The 17,456-nt window shown below is 25.9% G+C and carries 15 protein-coding genes; 1 reads left to right on the forward strand and 14 read right to left on the reverse strand.

The annotated features are described in order from the left end of the window. Positions 1–16 precede the first annotated feature (16 nt). The 4 genes from ACYUDJ_RS14025 to cls all read right to left on the reverse strand — a co-directional run bounded on the left by ACYUDJ_RS14025 (position 17) and on the right by cls (position 3,819). The gene (locus ACYUDJ_RS14025) at positions 17–1,210 is read right to left on the reverse strand and encodes an argininosuccinate synthase (protein WP_043032156.1); all 1,194 of its coding nucleotides are present in this window, start codon (positions 1,208–1,210) and stop codon (positions 17–19) included. Between the two features lie 293 nt (positions 1,211–1,503). Next, positions 1,504–1,842, reverse strand: a complete 339-nt coding sequence (locus tag ACYUDJ_RS14030) for a hypothetical protein (protein WP_003484464.1) — start codon at positions 1,840–1,842, stop codon at positions 1,504–1,506. A 22-nt stretch (positions 1,843–1,864) separates the two neighbouring features. After that, the gene (locus ACYUDJ_RS14035) at positions 1,865–2,209 is read right to left on the reverse strand and encodes a hypothetical protein (RefSeq protein WP_042384556.1); all 345 of its coding nucleotides are present in this window, start codon (positions 2,207–2,209) and stop codon (positions 1,865–1,867) included. A 179-nt stretch (positions 2,210–2,388) separates the two neighbouring features. Continuing rightward, complete coding sequence (cls, locus tag ACYUDJ_RS14040; RefSeq protein ID WP_080333555.1) at positions 2,389–3,819, reverse strand: cardiolipin synthase; 1,431 nt, start codon at positions 3,817–3,819, stop codon at positions 2,389–2,391. A 326-nt stretch (positions 3,820–4,145) separates the two neighbouring features. Here cls and ACYUDJ_RS14045 point away from each other — a divergent pair, with 326 nt between their 5' ends. After that, entirely contained in the window at positions 4,146–5,033 is an 888-nt protein-coding gene (locus tag ACYUDJ_RS14045; protein ID WP_043032157.1) for an FUSC family protein, read from the forward strand. Positions 5,034–5,407: 374 nt separating this feature from the next. Here the strand turns inward: ACYUDJ_RS14045 and ACYUDJ_RS14050 are convergent, their stop codons facing one another. The 10 genes from ACYUDJ_RS14050 to ACYUDJ_RS14095 form a co-directional block, all read right to left on the reverse strand. Further along, the gene (locus tag ACYUDJ_RS14050) at positions 5,408–5,593 is read right to left on the reverse strand and encodes a hypothetical protein (RefSeq protein WP_003484455.1); all 186 of its coding nucleotides are present in this window, start codon (positions 5,591–5,593) and stop codon (positions 5,408–5,410) included. Positions 5,594–6,051: 458 nt separating this feature from the next. Beyond that, entirely contained in the window at positions 6,052–6,879 is an 828-nt protein-coding gene (locus tag ACYUDJ_RS14055; protein WP_043032158.1) for an SGNH/GDSL hydrolase family protein, read from the reverse strand. Positions 6,880–6,916: 37 nt separating this feature from the next. Continuing rightward, complete coding sequence (locus ACYUDJ_RS14060; RefSeq protein ID WP_043032159.1) at positions 6,917–7,378, reverse strand: VanZ family protein; 462 nt, start codon at positions 7,376–7,378, stop codon at positions 6,917–6,919. An 11-nt stretch (positions 7,379–7,389) separates the two neighbouring features. Beyond that, positions 7,390–9,576 (reverse strand): heparinase II/III domain-containing protein, encoded by a 2,187-nt coding sequence (locus ACYUDJ_RS14065; RefSeq protein WP_003484450.1) that lies wholly within the window; start codon positions 9,574–9,576, stop codon positions 7,390–7,392. A 61-nt stretch (positions 9,577–9,637) separates the two neighbouring features. Continuing rightward, entirely contained in the window at positions 9,638–10,921 is a 1,284-nt protein-coding gene (locus ACYUDJ_RS14070; protein ID WP_043032160.1) for a flippase, read from the reverse strand. 25 nt (positions 10,922–10,946) lie between these two features. After that, complete coding sequence (locus tag ACYUDJ_RS14075; RefSeq protein WP_052500387.1) at positions 10,947–11,477, reverse strand: acyltransferase; 531 nt, start codon at positions 11,475–11,477, stop codon at positions 10,947–10,949. 43 nt (positions 11,478–11,520) lie between these two features. Next, the gene (locus ACYUDJ_RS14080; protein WP_043032161.1) at positions 11,521–12,759 is read right to left on the reverse strand and encodes a DegT/DnrJ/EryC1/StrS family aminotransferase; all 1,239 of its coding nucleotides are present in this window, start codon (positions 12,757–12,759) and stop codon (positions 11,521–11,523) included. 13 nt (positions 12,760–12,772) lie between these two features. After that, on the reverse strand, positions 12,773–13,852 hold the full coding sequence (locus ACYUDJ_RS14085; RefSeq protein WP_043032162.1) for a glycosyltransferase family 4 protein: 1,080 nt from the start codon (positions 13,850–13,852) through the stop codon (positions 12,773–12,775). Positions 13,853–13,877: 25 nt separating this feature from the next. After that, entirely contained in the window at positions 13,878–15,260 is a 1,383-nt protein-coding gene (locus tag ACYUDJ_RS14090; RefSeq protein ID WP_052500388.1) for a phenylacetate--CoA ligase family protein, read from the reverse strand. Positions 15,261–15,262: 2 nt separating this feature from the next. Then, positions 15,263–17,389, reverse strand: coding sequence for a bi-domain-containing oxidoreductase (locus ACYUDJ_RS14095; protein ID WP_043032164.1), 2,127 nt, complete (start codon positions 17,387–17,389; stop codon positions 15,263–15,265). Between the last annotated feature and the right edge of the window lie 67 nt (positions 17,390–17,456).

The raw sequence follows: 17,456 nt of genomic DNA on the forward strand, positions 1-17,456 counted from the left end.
TGTCCCTCCAATTAGTCTAGAAATTTTTTAATGCTTTTATTTTGCATGGCAATCCAAATAAATTTATAAAGCCTTCTGCATCCTTATGGCTATAAAGCTCACTATCTCCAAAGGATGATATACCTTCATCATACAATGCATATTCTGTATCCACTGAACAAGGTTTTATATTTCCTTTATATAATTTTAATTTTACTGTACCCGTTACATTTTCTTGAGTTTTATCTACGAAAGCATCGATAGCCTCTCTTACAGCTGTAAACCACAAACCATTATATACAAGCTCCCCATATTGAGCTGAAACTAATTTCTTGTATTGATAAGTATACTTATCTAAGGTTACTGATTCTAGCTTTTTATGAGCTGCATATAATAATGTACCTGCTGGTGTTTCATATATACCTCTTGACTTCATACCAACTAAACGATTTTCTACTATATCTGCTATACCTATACCATTCTCTCCACCTATTTTATTTAATGTATCTATTATATCTACAGCATTTAAAATCTCTCCATTTATTTTTACAGGTGTACCCTTTTCAAAATAAATCTCTAAATAAGTTGGCTCATCTTTCGCCTTTTCTGGTGGAGTAACCATAAAATACATATCTTCTTTATGTTCATTTTTTAAATCTTCTAAGTCCCCACCTTCATGACTTACATGCCATAAGTTTTTATCTACAGAATATATCTTTTTCTTGGTTACAGGAACTTCAACTCCAACTTTTTTAGCATAATCTATAGCATCTTCTCTAGATTTTATATCCCAGATTCTCCAAGGTGCTATTATTTTTATAGTAGGATCCTGGGCCTTTACTCCCACTTCAAAACGTACTTGATCATTTCCTTTTCCTGTACAGCCGTGACATATATATTTAGCCTGCTCTTTATGGGCTATTTCTACTAATTTTTTAGCCATTAAAGGTCTTGCAAAGGACGTCCCTAGCATATAGTCCTGTTCATATAATGCTTCAGATTTTATTGCTTTATACAAATAATCCACTACAAATTCCTCTTTTACATCTTCCACATATATTTTTGCTGCACCGGACTTCATTGCTTTTGTCTTTACATAATCCATATCATCCCCCTGGCCTACATCTACACAAACAGCTATAACATCCAAGTCATAATTTTCTTTTAGCCACGGAATTATTATTGATGTATCTAATCCTCCTGAGTATGCAAGTACAACTTTTTCTTTCATAAAATACTCCCCCTTAAATATTGTAATTTTATTAATATCTGGATTTAATCCAGTTTCATTTTTATAGGAATCAGTTTTCCCAGAAAATTCATTCCCTATTTGTTTTATAATTATACATATAAAATAATAAATATGCAATACTTTTTTGAAAGTTTTTGTTTGTTTTTTATTTTTTTCAGAAAATAAGCCATTTATCGCAACTGATAAATGGCAAATATAGTAATTTTAAATTTTACTTTATTCATAATTATGCACAAAATAAGCCCTGTTACACAAATTGTAACAGAGCTTATTTACCAAACTATTCTTTCAAAGTTTTCCATAACTATATATGTTTCATATATTTCTCTAGCTTCCTCTTCTTTTATCTTATTACTCACATATTTCCTATATAATATATATAGCTTACTGCTTAGATCCGGGTTAGTATTTTTTGTTTCTTTCATCTTATCATATATAAGTTCTTTTAAAGAAGGCTCTATTTTAGATGCTATTTCTTCATTAGCTACATAAATTATACCTTCTACTCTTTTTTTTAATTCTTTGTCCGTACAAAGTATTTTTATTTCATTCAAACTAGATAAAATCTTTTTTACAGACTCTTTACTGATTTCTAAACACTTGTCTTCCATTAAAGATACCACCTTTATATTATTAATATATTAATTTATCATAAGCTTGACTTTTAATATATACATCATATAAAATTCTTGCATCTTCTTCAGTTATTTTTCCATCAGAAAGCTTTCTATATAGTATATATAATTTAGAATTTAATTCTGGATTATCAAGTCTTACTTCCTTCATTTTATTATAAATTGTATCTTCAAAGGGCTCATCATTTTTATACTTCACTATATTTTCCATATATTTTATAAGTAAATCTATCTTTTGTTGAAGCAACCTTTCTGAGCTAAGGGTTTGAATATCTTTTAGTTCTGAAAGCATTTTTCTTATTAATGTTTCTTCCACTATTATATTATTGCTATTGTTCTTCACCTATCACACCACCTAATAAGCCATTAATATAATTATATCACTTAAAAACTTATATTCTTTAATAATTAACAATTTGTTTAATAATATTTAATACATTATTTAAATCATAAAATGTTTTACATTATATTAATATCGTAATATAAAATTTACTCTTTAGTGTCAAATCCCCTTTAAGTACTCTATAGCAAGGCAGAGAAAATTCTAGCAATACCTTCTAACATTCTTCCCCTTAAAGATCTATTTTTAAAATCTTCTTTATAAATTCTTCTGCTACGATTTAAATCTTCAAAAAAAATATTTTCTAAATTTTCTGTGGTTTCCTCATCATATACAACTGCATTTATTTCATAATTTAATTCAAAACTTCTTATATCCATATTAGCAGTACCTACAGTACAAATTTCACTATCTACCATAATAGTCTTCGCATGAATAAAGGATTTTTCATCATAAAAATAAATTTTAACTCCATATTTTATAAGTTCTTCTAAATAAGTTCTAGAGGCATAATATACTATTAAATGATCATATCTACCAGGAAATAATATTCTTACATCTACCCCACTTAAGGATGCTACTTTTATAGCATTCATTATGCTATCATTAGGCACAAAATATGGTGTGGTAATATATATATGATCCTTAGCTAAAGTTATCATCTTAAATACTGTTTGCATTATAGATTGAAACTGCGAATCTGGTCCACTTTTTACAAGTTGCATAACCTTTCCACCATACTCATGCATTTTAGGGAAATAGACCTTAAAATTGTCACCATAAGTAAACATCTCATCATTTACGGCCTTTATAGTAGCAAAGTCATCCATAAACACCGCCTGAAGCCCCATAACAAAATCACCCTTTACCATAAGATGAGTATCTCTCCAATAGCCTAATTTACCTTTACCTAAGTATTCATCACCTATATTTATACCCCCTATAAATCCAGCTTTCCCATCTATAACTACTATTTTTCTATGATTTCTATAGTTTATTTGAGTATTTATATGCCTTAAAAAGGGAGCTAAAAAATAGGAATATTGAACCACATCTATACCATTCTCCTTAAGCTCTTTTATGTAAGATCTTTTTATACCTATAGATCCTACCCTATCCATTATAAACCTTATTTCTACGCCTTCCCTTGCTTTTTTTATAAGTATATCTTTTATTTCAGTACCTATATTATCGCTTTTTACTATATAGTATTCTAAATGTATATGATGTTTAGCTTTTAAAAGCTCTTTTTTTAGATATTCAAATTTTTCATTACCATCTTTAAATATCTTTATACTATTATCTCTGAACAAAGGAGATTCGCTATTTTTCGACAATAGTTCTATTAAAGAATGATATTCCTGATTTTTTACTTTTCCCATAGCTTCAAGTACTAATTGTTCTATTTCTATATTAGTAGTATCATGTAATTTATGTTTTTTCCAATTTCGACCTAAAAAAATATATAAAAATAATCCTAAAGGAGGAAATATAAAAAATATAAGTAGCCACGCTATAGTCTTTTCTGGCTTCTTTCTCTCTATTACTATTAATATTATAGATATAATTATATTTATAATAAAAAATAAAGAGAATATGTTCTTAAAGGACACTAAAATCCCCCCTTTAAATCGCATTTACATAAAACTTTTCATATAATAGATATATTATACTATAATAAAATTAAAATTACTATGAATTAAATAAGCATATATTTACATAGATATACTTTATCTATTAATAAGAATTGTTTTATATTGAGTAATTTTTGTTCTTTTTGTATAATTATTTTAAAGAAGAATACTTTATATATTATGTAGTTTAATTTATACAATAGGATTTAATAAAACACTCTAATTTTAGAAAATTATTTTTATTTATATATAACTTTACTAAAAACTAAAGTAAAATTTATAAATTATACAAAGTGAGGTAGACTATGAAATCCATAGGTATGCGAAATATTAAAACCGCTCTAGCAGTTACTCTTTCTATATTAATATCGGAATTTTTTAAACTAGATTCTCCTTTTTATGCAGCCATTGCCGCAGTTATTTCCATGCAAAATTCTGTTACAGGTTCCTATAGGGTTGGGAAAAACAGGATGCTAGGTACTGTAACCGGTGCACTTATTGGTCTCACCTTTTCTAGTATTTCACCAAACAACCCTTTTTTATGTGGACTAGGTATTGTAATTATAATTTATATATGCAATTTATTAAAATGGGATAAATCTATAAGTATTGCCTGTATAGTCTTTATAGGTATAATGATAAACCTTACAAATAAAACTCCTTTGTATTATAGTATCCATAGAACTTTAGATACTTTTATAGGTATAATAGTAGCAGTACTTATAAATATGTTTATAAAGCCCCCAGCCTATGAAAAACAAATAATAGTTGGATGTAAAACTATAGTAAAACATTTTTCAAAAATACCCACAGAAAAAATCTATTTTCATCATAAAGTAGATATAAAAAAGCTTAAAAATCAAATAAATAATTTAGAGAATAATTTTAATGCTTATAAAAAGGAAATATTGAAAACTAAAAATTTAGATGAAGATTATATAGATGTTTTAATCAAAATATTTAATCAAACCTATACTCATTTATCCTTTATTGATGCTATAAATAATAAATGTGAATTAAATAATAAAAATTACGAAAGATTTAAAAATTTATATCATTTACCAGAAGAACCTCATAAGTATGATGAAAATGATTTAAATGTGGTATATAACTATCATGTATCTAAAATAATATACAATTTGGAAAGCTTAAAGAAAGAATACAAAGAAAGTAAGTTAAAACTAAGTAAATAGGATATAGTTTTTATTCTATAAATAGCTAAAATAATGGAAAGCACTAAGTTTTATGAAAAAAATATAAGCTAACGCCGCTGATACCACGTCCTATGGTAAGCGGCTAAGGACACCTCTTGTCTCCTTTACGCTCATATTTTTTCCATAAAACAAGTGCTTTTCCCCATTATTTTGAATACTTATTTCCATAAAATCTATACCCTATTTGTCAAATATTTACTTTCTTTTATAATTTATTTTACTTAAAAGTGCTTATTTATTTTAATAGATTTTAAAGTTGTTATATTGAACTCTTTACTCTTTTATCTGTCTTTTCGCTCTGTACTTTGCACTCTATTATCTGTACTCTGCAGAAGTTGCCTCGCAACTTCTGCCTAGGTTTGGTCTAAACTTGTTAACACTTTATCATAAAGGTCCTTTACACAAATTCCATTTTGTAGGTTTTTGCAATTTGTACAACTTTTACTGTTTTCTGCACCTATTACAGATACAAAACCTGCATCTATACTATCATATCCATCACATACATTTGCTACATGCATCATTTGTAGTTCATTCATTTATATTTTCCTCCTATAATGTAGTTGTATTATTACATAAAAAATACTTTTATTTTCTAAGGAATATTAATGATTGAATCTTTAATATCTTATTCTTTTTATTTAAAATCCTATTATATATCTAATTTTTTATATGAGAATATCTAATAGGATTTTAATAATTTTATTTTCCCCTTTGTTTAAATTACTATACGCTTTAATAATTTTATTCCCTTAAAATTTCATTTATATATTCTTTAATAACTTATAATAAGAACTTCACCATCAAAAACATAAATGATTTAAACTCACTTTTTATATTAGCAAGAGATGTTCTTTTTTATATACTCATAACTAAAGCTATTTTGAACATATCTACATAGTAAGTGTTTTCCTTAATACAATAAAAAGAACCATCATTTTTGACGCTCCTTTTTATATCACATTATTTTTCTTTTCTTGAAATCTTAATATAAGATTTATTTTGTTTTGTATAAAACTTGTTTTTCTTCATATTTTATTACCTTTTGACTTTTTATATTCTTCTCTAAAGATTTTATTATTTCTTTTGTATATAAATTATATCCTTTTTTATTTGGCAATATTCCATCTGTAGTTAATGTAATATAATTCTCATTAGAATTTTTAAAAGCCTTTCTCATATCTACTATATTTAAGTTGTAATGATTAGCTATTTTTATTATTGCCTCCGGATAGTTTTTATCTAACCTTATAGAACTTTGTACTATTAAATATAAATCACTTTTAGAGTTATTTTTTATTATTTCCTTTATTAACTCTTCGTATCTTGACGCTAATTTTTCTGTAGGTTCATATCCTATATTATATTCTCCTAAAGTTATAAATATTAAATCATAATTTTTAGTTTCTGCTTGTTTATAATTATCTAAAGCTTCATCTATTTTGCTTTTTTCTTTCCAAATAACTTTTGTATCTACTTTTATTTTATATGTGTCCTCTATATACTTTTTTATATTGTTATGCCATTTATCTTTTTCTTCTACAGAACTACTATTTGCCATATCATCACCAATACTTAGCATAGTTATTTCTTTTTTGTTATTTATCTTTTCATATAAATATAAATTTTCTGATTCTTTATTATTTTTATTTATTTCTTTATCATCTTTTTTAGAAGATTGTTTATTTTTATTTATAATTTGTACAGATTTATTTACTTTTCTACTGGCATAGTTTTTCTTATCTCTCATGATTCCAACAAGTATTAAGGCTACAAATATTACTATTAAAAAAAATATGGCTATATTATACTTACTGTCTTTCATTATGTTAGCCTCCTAATAAATAGTATATTAAAATAAATTATATACTATTTCGTTTCTTTTTCTTATGTTTTTTTATAAATTCAAATATATAAATTAAAAATAGTCCTATAAATACACCTATAGAATCTATAAGTACATCTCTTACCTTTCCTTCTCTTCCTGGAATAAATAGTTGATGAAATTCATCAGTGCAAGAATATATAACAGTTATAATAGCTGCTTTCATTTGTGAATTTTTATAAAAAGTTTTTTTAAAAGCATAATATAAAAGCATAAACAATATAAAGTATTCTGTTATATGAGCTGCTTTTCTTATTAAAAAATTTAAAAAATTATAATCTATATATTTAAACAAAGTTACATTTCCTTTTCTTAGCACATCTGCTATAAAAAAATTATTTTTATTTGATGAGTCTGCCTGTTGATTTGAAAAAATAAAGATAACTACCATCCAAATAGAGGAGGGTATAAAATATACTAGTTTTTTAGATTTATTCATAATAAAATCTCCTATAAATTATTCAATAATTTACCATACCCATTAGAATAAATATTAGTATTTATGTTAACTCTAAATTCTTTATTGCAACTATCCTTAATATAAATCCTATCTTTGAGTATAATAAATTCTCTAATTATTTCTATATCTCTATAGGTTAAATATATTTTTATACTATGATTAGTATAGCTTAATATATGACATTTAGTTTCATTTTTCATAGAAAAAGAACTTATAAAAGTATTTTGTTCTTCTTCATTTACTATTGGTACATTATGTGCTTTAACACTTCTAAATTGATCTCTCCTTTTTGGCAATGGTGTGTACAGATAAGTACCTGGATCTATAAATAAATCTATCCCTCTTACATTTAATTCAAAAGAAAGTTTATCATTATGTGCATGACCTCCGTTACCATTCTGACCATTATGGCCTGCCATTATTGTTAAATGTATTTCTTTTGACTTAAAAATATATATTCCAAAGTCCGGATAATTTAATAATTTTACACACTCCATCTTTATATTACTGAAACCATATTCTCTAAAATTAATTTCTGTAATTTTAGTAATAGATAATTTTTTTTCTGTATTAAATTCTAATTTTATATTTTTATAAATTTTATCTCCCTTTGATTTACTTCCTTTTGATAAGCTTTCTATAAAAGATTTTTCTAAAGGATAGTCATTAGAAAATTTATTAAAATCCTTATAATCAAATAACCCATCTACTAAAGCAATATATGGTTTAGTATTTAATATATCCTCATCCCAATAAATGTCACTACTATTTGCTTTTTTAATATGCTTATTTAAATTATAATACTTCTTATATGCTTCTTTCCATGTAATAAACTCTCCTGTCGGCGAAAGTTTTATAAATCTACCACTATCATTATCTCCTATCTGTGGTATCCTACCATTAGATTTAATTAAATCTTTTACAAAACAAGCTGAACTAAACAATTTGTGCATATACCAATCAGGGAAAAATTTTTTATTTATAATATCATATTCCTGCTCTTCAACAACTTTTAACCTTTTAATTAATTTGCTATTATATTTATTTAGAGCTTCTTTTTTGTCAGTATATAATAAACCATAAATTAATGCTGTAGAATATATCATAAGCTCTCCACTTAATCTATGATAGCTAGTTGAAGCTTCAAAGTTGGTACCATCTTCATGAAACTGGTTTTTAACACACTCTATAATTTCTTGTATTGAAAAAACAAGCCATGCATCTACTTCTTCTGTTCTATTAAGATATGATGATACAAACAAAAGTCCTACTATATCTGAAAAATAATGATTGCCTATAATAGCATCTTTAGACCATTCTAGATTATTAATTATAAAATTACCATGTTCATATGCAGCATTGGACAATATATACTCAAAATTTTCATCTAGAATATTATTTTTATCTAACTGTTTCAAAATATCATAAGCTAATAATATATTAGAAATTCTTATAGCCACATCCATGGTACATGTCCAATTACACCCCATATTAAGAGGATTAGCCACTAAAAAATCTAATACTATATTCTTAAACTCTAACAATATATCCTCTTTATAATCTTCTAATATTATTGCTCCAATAGCTATTTGAGGCAAATGTTGCATTCTAGCCAATTCCCAAGGCACTTTTATATCTACACCTAGATGCTTTCCTATAGGTTGAGATTTATACCATTCCTTACAATTATACCTAAATCCACTTTTAAAATCTAGTTGCCAATCTATAGGTTTATATTTTTGTGAAATAAATCTTTTTATATATTTTGAAAATCCTATATAAGGTTCTGGAACTATATGTTTAACCCAATTATCTTCTTTATCAAAACTCTTAATCTTAAAACTAGGTGTATATAAAAATTCTTCTACACCTAGTGGGCTTGAGTTATAATTTACATTTACCCATCCACTTCCTAATAAGTCAAATTCATGTTTTAAATATTTATCTACTAAATATCTATACTCTACTGTACTTAATTTATCTACTTTATAATCATGTAGATTTATATATTTATAGCTTATTTTCAATTTTTTATTTATGTACCTACTATCATTATTAAGAGTTTTATGTCTTTCTTTTATGTTAATCATTTTGTTAAAGGCTTTTTTATTAACTTTTATTATTAATTTTTTTAAAGTTAGACCCTTGCACTTATTAATATAGTTCTTTATATTCATACAATCACCTATCTAAAGTAAATAATTATGTTCATAGATACAAACCCCTAGTGTTCAAAATTTATATATACTTATTATTTATTGCTTTATGAAATATTTTCTTACTTACTATACTTCCAACAAAAAATCCTAGAACCGTTCCATAGGCAGCTCCACTTGCTCCAAACTTTAATATAAGCACATAATTAAAAGCAATATTAAAACAAGCAGTAACTAAAGAAACATAAAAATTATATTTAACTTGACCTATCCCCAATAAAATTATACCTCTAGTTGCACTTATAGACCAAAAGAACAATCCAACTAGTAATATTCTAAAGTAACTTATTGAATTTACATATTTACTTCCAAAAATTATTGGTATAAAAACAGGAATTACGAAAAAACTAATAAAAATAATCGCAAACATTAAACTTATCATTTTTTTATAATATCCATTATAAATTTTAATCACTTTATTTTTAGATTTACAATTTCCGGAAACATATGGAACAATAATTTGATTAAAAGTTGTTGGAATTATCATTAACCCAGTAATTATTAGCTGTGCTGTTCCAAAAAAACCTATTGCAGAATTATCTTTTATTAAATAATTCATAAATAAAACATCTACAAAAGCTAATATTTGACCTATAGAATTTGTAGCAAATGCGTATTTACCAATATTATATATATTTTTAATATATTTTTTAGTAATTGGAATCTTTAAAAATTCTTTTAACTCATCTTTGAATAAGAATAAGAAAATAATAAAACTTATAATTCCTGTTAGTACATACGCAAATATAAATCCACTTAAAGAAAATAAAATTGAAAATAAAATAATAAATAAAACAGATATAACTTTAGTAATAATTTGAACTCTGGACATATCTTTTATTTTCTTTTGTGACTGTAAATAAACTATCCCTAGATCATTTAAAACATTAAACGGAATAATAATAGAATAATATCTTAATGCCACATTAATTATATTATCTGAAGAATAAATTTTCGTAAATGAACATATTATACAAATAGTTAAAACTATCATAGAAGTAATAAAATTAAATTTTATACCATTTATAAAAAGTTTCTTTTTTTGGTTATTATCTATATCCTCAGAACATAACTTTAATATTGCTGTATTTACCCCTAAACCTGCAATAATTGTAGCAATGCCAATGAATGACTGCATTACCTTTATTCTACCTATATCATCCACAGATAAAATTCTAGTTAAAAATATCTGAATACCAAAACCAACTATTTGTAATATTAGATTAGCTGAAAACAAATGAAAAAATCCTATTTTAGAAACCGTATTTAATGTACTTTTTATCTTATTCTTTATACTTAATTGCATTATGTGTTTCCTTTCAAATGGTAGATTAAATATTCAACTCTTTAATTTTTACTACAGGGCTTCCTGCATATACTCCACTTGTACAAATATCCTTATTAACTACACTTCCAGCTCCAATAACACAATTATCTGCAATTGAAACTCCCGGTAATATAGTCACATTTGAACCAATAAAAACATTGCTTCCAATTTTTATATCACCGCTTATAACCGTATGAATATCAAGACCAGTTTTTGTTGCTTTATAATAATTACTATAAGCGATTAAACAACACTGCGGTCCAATTGCTACATCGTTCCCAATAATAATATTTGAATTGTTACAATTAACATATCCTCCTGGAGCTATATGAGAATTATTACCAAAGCTTATTTTTCCGTTTTCATTCATTATAAAATTATTATAATATACGCTTACAAAATCCCCTAAATATAAACCCTTATAAAAAAACACTTTTACACTTTTATCTATGTAGGAATTTTTTCCAAAGGCACTGCACCTTATTTTATTTAAGTAATATCTAAATTTATTATCAATCTTACTTATTACCTTCATTTTTTCTCCTTCTTTATTAGCATACTATATGATTTTAATAAGTCTAATAATAATTATCAATCTTTAAAAAATTAACTAAATTTGTCGCAGCATACTCAGCATTTTTATTTGATCCAAAATAGTAGCAAAACCAATTACCAACTAGATAACCATTTTCATAAACAACATTATTTTTATACGTATTATTTTTAATAATAGGAATCCTTATTAATGATGGTCTACTATTTTTTTTAATATATATTTCTCTATCATATTCATTACTAAATTCATAATAATGTTTTAATCTTAGATTAATATTATCTTCTAATTTATTTAATTGTATATTTGCAATTTTAGCCAATATATTAGGATACTTTTTTATATAAATGCTATTATTTTCTAGTGGATGTGCTTGCAAATCACAAATTTTATTATTATTTCCTTCAGAAGGATGTAATGAACTAACAAAATCATTTTTATGTTTTTTTAAAAATATTGGCAAAGTATATTTATTTTTAATCTTTTTTAAATATTGATAATAATAAGCTTTTAAAATATACTGTAAATCCTCATCAGAAGGATAACTTAGTAAATCATAACTATTTTTAAATTCATACTGTTCATTATTAATTATCAACATTCCTCCAGTATATGTATTTATAGATTTTGAAGCTTGCATACTAAATATACAAAAGTCTTCCTCACTTCCAATAGACTTATTATTATAAAAAGTTCCAAGTGACTGTGCAGCATCTGACATTGTTAATATATTCTTACTTTTACATATTTCTAATAATTGATCATAATCCCGTGAGGCAAGTCCAAATAAATGTTGAATTATTACTAATAATATATTTTCACTGTCTTTATCTAAAATATTTTTTAAACTGTCAATACTAACTCCATATGTATCCAATTCTATATCTACAAAAATTGGTTTTAATCCAGCTGCTGTTATTGCATTAACTACTACAGAACATGTAAATGCTGGGACTATTACATACTTTTTATTAGGATGAATATTCTTTAATTGGCATAATAAAAAATATATTCCTGAATGTGCAGTATAAAACATAAAAATTTTATTCATATCTGCTCCTATATATTTACTAATACCTCTTTTAAAAATATTAATATCATCTTCTACATCTTTTAGCATATACTTATCCTTGATATAATCATACGCGACTTGCGCTTCATTTTCTCCTATAAAAATGTTATCATAACTATACTTCAACGTTTGTTGTACTTGTTCATCACTTTTGAAATAATATTTTATTATTTTTGAATTAAATATATTCATGTTTCCTCCCCTCCTAATTTTTTACAACCTTTTTATATGCCGTTAATAGCTTTTCATCATTATGTTCTACCTTAATATACTTAGCTTTTTCCTTGTATGCTTCATAATTTTGTATCAATTCCATAGTTTTTTTAATTAAATCATCCATATCTCTTGTTTTAAAAATAACTACACCTTCGGGTCTAGGACATGCATTACTAGTTATACATGGTATTTTCAAATCCATTGCTTCCATTACTGAAACAGAATTTCCATCTGTATTAGTAGGTCTTATAAACAATTGACTCTTTTTTAATATAGGATAAAATTCTTTATTTTTAGATTCAAATATAAATATATTATTTTCAATACCCAATTCTTTTATCTTGTTTTTTAATTTGCAATAATATTTTTTTTCTTCTATACTTTGAATTTCTGCACCTAATAAAGCAAAGATTAAACTAGCTTGTATGTTTCTTTTACTTAGCTCATATACTAAGTCAATGAGCATGTCCACTCCATATAAATCTTCATCATTATAAAACCTAATCCATCCATTAGCAGCGATTAAAAAATTAGAATTATTAATAAATTCCCATACATTCTGAGGGATACTTTCAAAATCTTCTTCTGTCTCAAAAGGCTTTATATACTCAGGAATGACTTCTATCTTATTTTCATTTACACCAAAAAATACTAAATCTTCTTTAATTTTATTATTGGAACACGTTATATAATCTATCTTTTTTAAGCTATTATTTAATAATTTCTTTTCTAAATAATTAGACGTTTTAATTTGGTCATGCATACTTTCTCCATGTAATGATAAAATAATCTTTTTATTGAATATTTTATAAAAACCTAATAAAATTCTAATCCTTTTATCTATGGAATGAAAATGTAAAATATCTTCTTTTAAAAAAATCACTTTAAAAATAAACTTTTTATAAGAACCTATAGATATTACTTTTTGTGATATATTATTATATTCTTTAGCATCATTATAAACAGTAACATCTATATTTTTATTTTCTAGATATAATTTCATTCTTTTAATGTGAACGGATATACCACCATATGGTGGGGGGTACGGCCCTATGATTGCTATTTTCATTAAATCCCCTTCTTAATCTAATTTTTTAATTTATATTTTGTATTAAAAATCTATGCTTACCAGATTTAGTTTTCTCAATGTTATCTACATAATTAACTTTTAACTTTACATCATTACTAAGTTTCTTAGATAATTCCTTAACTATATTCTTCTCATCTTTATCAGAATAGTTATCTTTTTTCACAATATTTATTGTACAAATTCCAGGCGCGTCTTGATAAAATTGAAATTTAAATACATTGTCAAAAATATCTGAATGCATATTTATAGCTGTTATAGATATCTTGTTACCCCTGGATGTAACTATCATCTCTTGAAGCCATCGACCTTGCACTGAATCTAAAAGTTTATAATTTCTCCTACAATTACACTGCTGTTCCTTTGAGTACATTCCATAATCAGCTGTCCTATATCTTATAAATGGCATAACATAATTATTGAAACCAGTTCCTACCAATTCACCTATCTTTTGACTTTCTGAAATTATATTATTATTTTCATCTATTAATTCTGTATATCCATACTCTGTAAATATATGATATTTATTAGATTTTTCACATTCACCAGCCAATATACACATTTCACTATGTCCATACCAGCTATACATTCTAGTTTTTAATGTATCTTCTATTAATTCTCTCTGTCCGCTGTATATATTTTCTGAACTTGCTAATACTCCTTTTAAATTATAATTAATTCCGTATCCTGTTCTTTTAATAAACTCACATATTATTGTTATAGCTGAAGGATAAGTATGAATATAAGGTATTCTTACTTCATTTATCTTATCTATTATTTTTTTAATATTTTCGTCTGTTAAATGGTAGGTATCTAATATTAATGCATTTTGTAATTTATCCCAAATCCAAAGTTTATCCTTAGGTAAAACTTGATTTCTTAATATAATTCTTTTAGATTTTCCATATTCAAAGTCAATTCTTTCCCATTGTTTCATCATAAATGCCCATTCTATACCTGACGAAAAATGTTTTTGCATATAAAATTTCATTTGTTTACCTGTGGTTCCACCCGTAGATGCATATATAAAATCTTTATTTTTAAAATTTTGTGCTTTTAAACTCTCTATATTTTCCATTACCAAATCCTTTGTAAGAAAAGGAATCTTTTGCATATCATCTAAATATTTAAATTTATCAACATCAAATCCACATTGATTAAACAAATTCTTATAATAAGGTACATTATTATAAGAGTGTTTTAACAGCTTTTTCAATTTACATACTTGATATTGTTCATGCTGCTCTTTAGTCCAATATTCTGATTTTCCCAAAAAGTTATACGTATCATTAAATGCCCTACCTAGTCTTTTTTCATATGGAATTATTCCATATAAGTTTCTTAAATGTTTCTGAATAAAGTATGGTGATTTTTTAAGTAAATCCTTCATAATTATTTATTCAACTCCATTTCAACCAGATAGCTAACTTTACTAGCTTGTTCTAATTGCCAAACAGGTATACTATAGTTTTCTCCACTTTTAATTGCTTTAGAAAACTCCAAAATTTCTTCATATTGTCCCTTATCAGAACTACTGCTTTGTATGTTATCTACCTTTACCCCATATCCATTAATTTTCTTATAATCATCTATTATAATTATTTTCCCATCACAATAAACTTGGCAAAACTCTTTAGAATAACTATTATTTCCTAATGAAGTGTAAGTTAAAGTACATATTGAACCATCTTTATATTTTAGAGTTACAACTACATTATCTCTATGCGATATATTATCTGTTTTCGCTGATATAGAATCTACTGATACAGTTGCAACTTCTGAATCAGTAAAATAGTTAAACAAATCAAATATATGACATCCTTCTCCTATTATTCTTCCTCCACCTTCTTTTGTATGAACCCAAAAATCTAGCGGAATATATCCAGCATTCATTTGGTAATTTACAATTATCGGGTTTAGTCTATCTTTAATATGTTTCTTAACTTCTACTGCATATTTTGAAAATCTTCTATTAAATCCAACCGTATAAGGAACCTTTGTTTCCTCTATTGTTTTTAAAACTTTTTCTAATTCATACTCATTTAATGCCATAGGTTTTTCAACAAATACTGCTTTACCTTTTTTCATAGCTTCTATAGCCATTTCCGCATGTAAATTATGTCTTGTACATATCATTATCATATCTACATTTGGATCATTGATTATATCATTGTAATCTGTTGTAGCATATGATGCTTCATACTGAGCTGCTATAGCTTTTGCATTAGTCCCAGTTCTACTCATTACAGAATATATATTGTAAGTATCTTTTAATTTTTGTAAATTAGGAAGATGCATTCCTTTTGCAAAGCCACCTGCTCCAACTATGGCAACATTTATTTTACCATCTTTTTTCTCTATTTCTTTATTTACATGCACAGTTCTTTCAATTTTATCTGGCATTTCTTCGCTATATTTTAATAGAATCATCAATGGTTTATTTTCACCATTTTTCAGCTCTTCATATGCCTTATCAGCCTTATCTATTTCATAAACTTTTTCTATCAAAGTATCTAAATTAATTTTATTATTACTTACTAATCTTAAATATTCTTCCATATTCCTATTTTCAGTCCATCTAACATAAGCATATGGATAATCAATGCCCTCTTCTTCATACATAGGATCATATCTTCCCGGACCATAAGATGTGGATATTATAAAATCTAATTCTTTTTTATACATATCCTCTCTATTGTACTCATTGCCCACAACTCCTACTAAAACAACTTTCCCTTTTCTTCTGCACATATCAAAAGCTTGAGATAAAATCTCATTTGAGCTAGTTGCAGCTGTTATTAATACTACATCTACCCCATATCCTTTAGTTATTTTTTCTATTTCTTTTATAACATCTGTATTTTTAGAATTTAATATGTAGTCACATCCATTTTCTTTGGCAATATTAAGTCTTCTATCATCTATATCTACACCTATTACTCTACACCCAGAGGCTTTTAGCATTTGAATTTGTAACTGTCCCAGTATTCCCATACCTATTACAGCAACTATTTCACCAAGTCTAACATCTGCTCTCCTAACGCCTTGGAGCGCTATACCGCCTAATGTAACAGTACAAGCAAAATCAAAACTTACCCCTTCTGGTATTCTCATAACTAAATTTCTAGGTACATCTATATATTCTGCATGATTAGCGATACCTGCTCCTGCACAAGCAACTCTATCACCTATTTTTAAGTCCTTAATATTTTTTCCAATACCTATAATTACTCCTGCTGCACTGTATCCTGTAGGCTTTCCACTTCCCATATCTTTTACTTTTCCTAATACAGCATTTAAACCTCCACTTTTAAACATATTAAATGCCTTTTTTACTTTTTCTGGTTGTTCCATAGCTTTCTTTACAAGAGATTTTCCTGACTCATTTATTCCCATCATCTCTGTTCCTGCACTTATGCAAGAATACATAACTTTGACTAAAACACCATTATCTGAGACTACAGGTGCTGGAATATTATCTGTAATTGCTTGTCCTTGTTTTACTAAGACCTGTTTCATAATATCATACTCCCTTATTTATTATGTTATTTTCACATCATAATATGGTGTAACCCTAAAAGTTATA

The sequence above is a fragment of the Clostridium sp. CTA-6 genome (assembly GCF_054768115.1).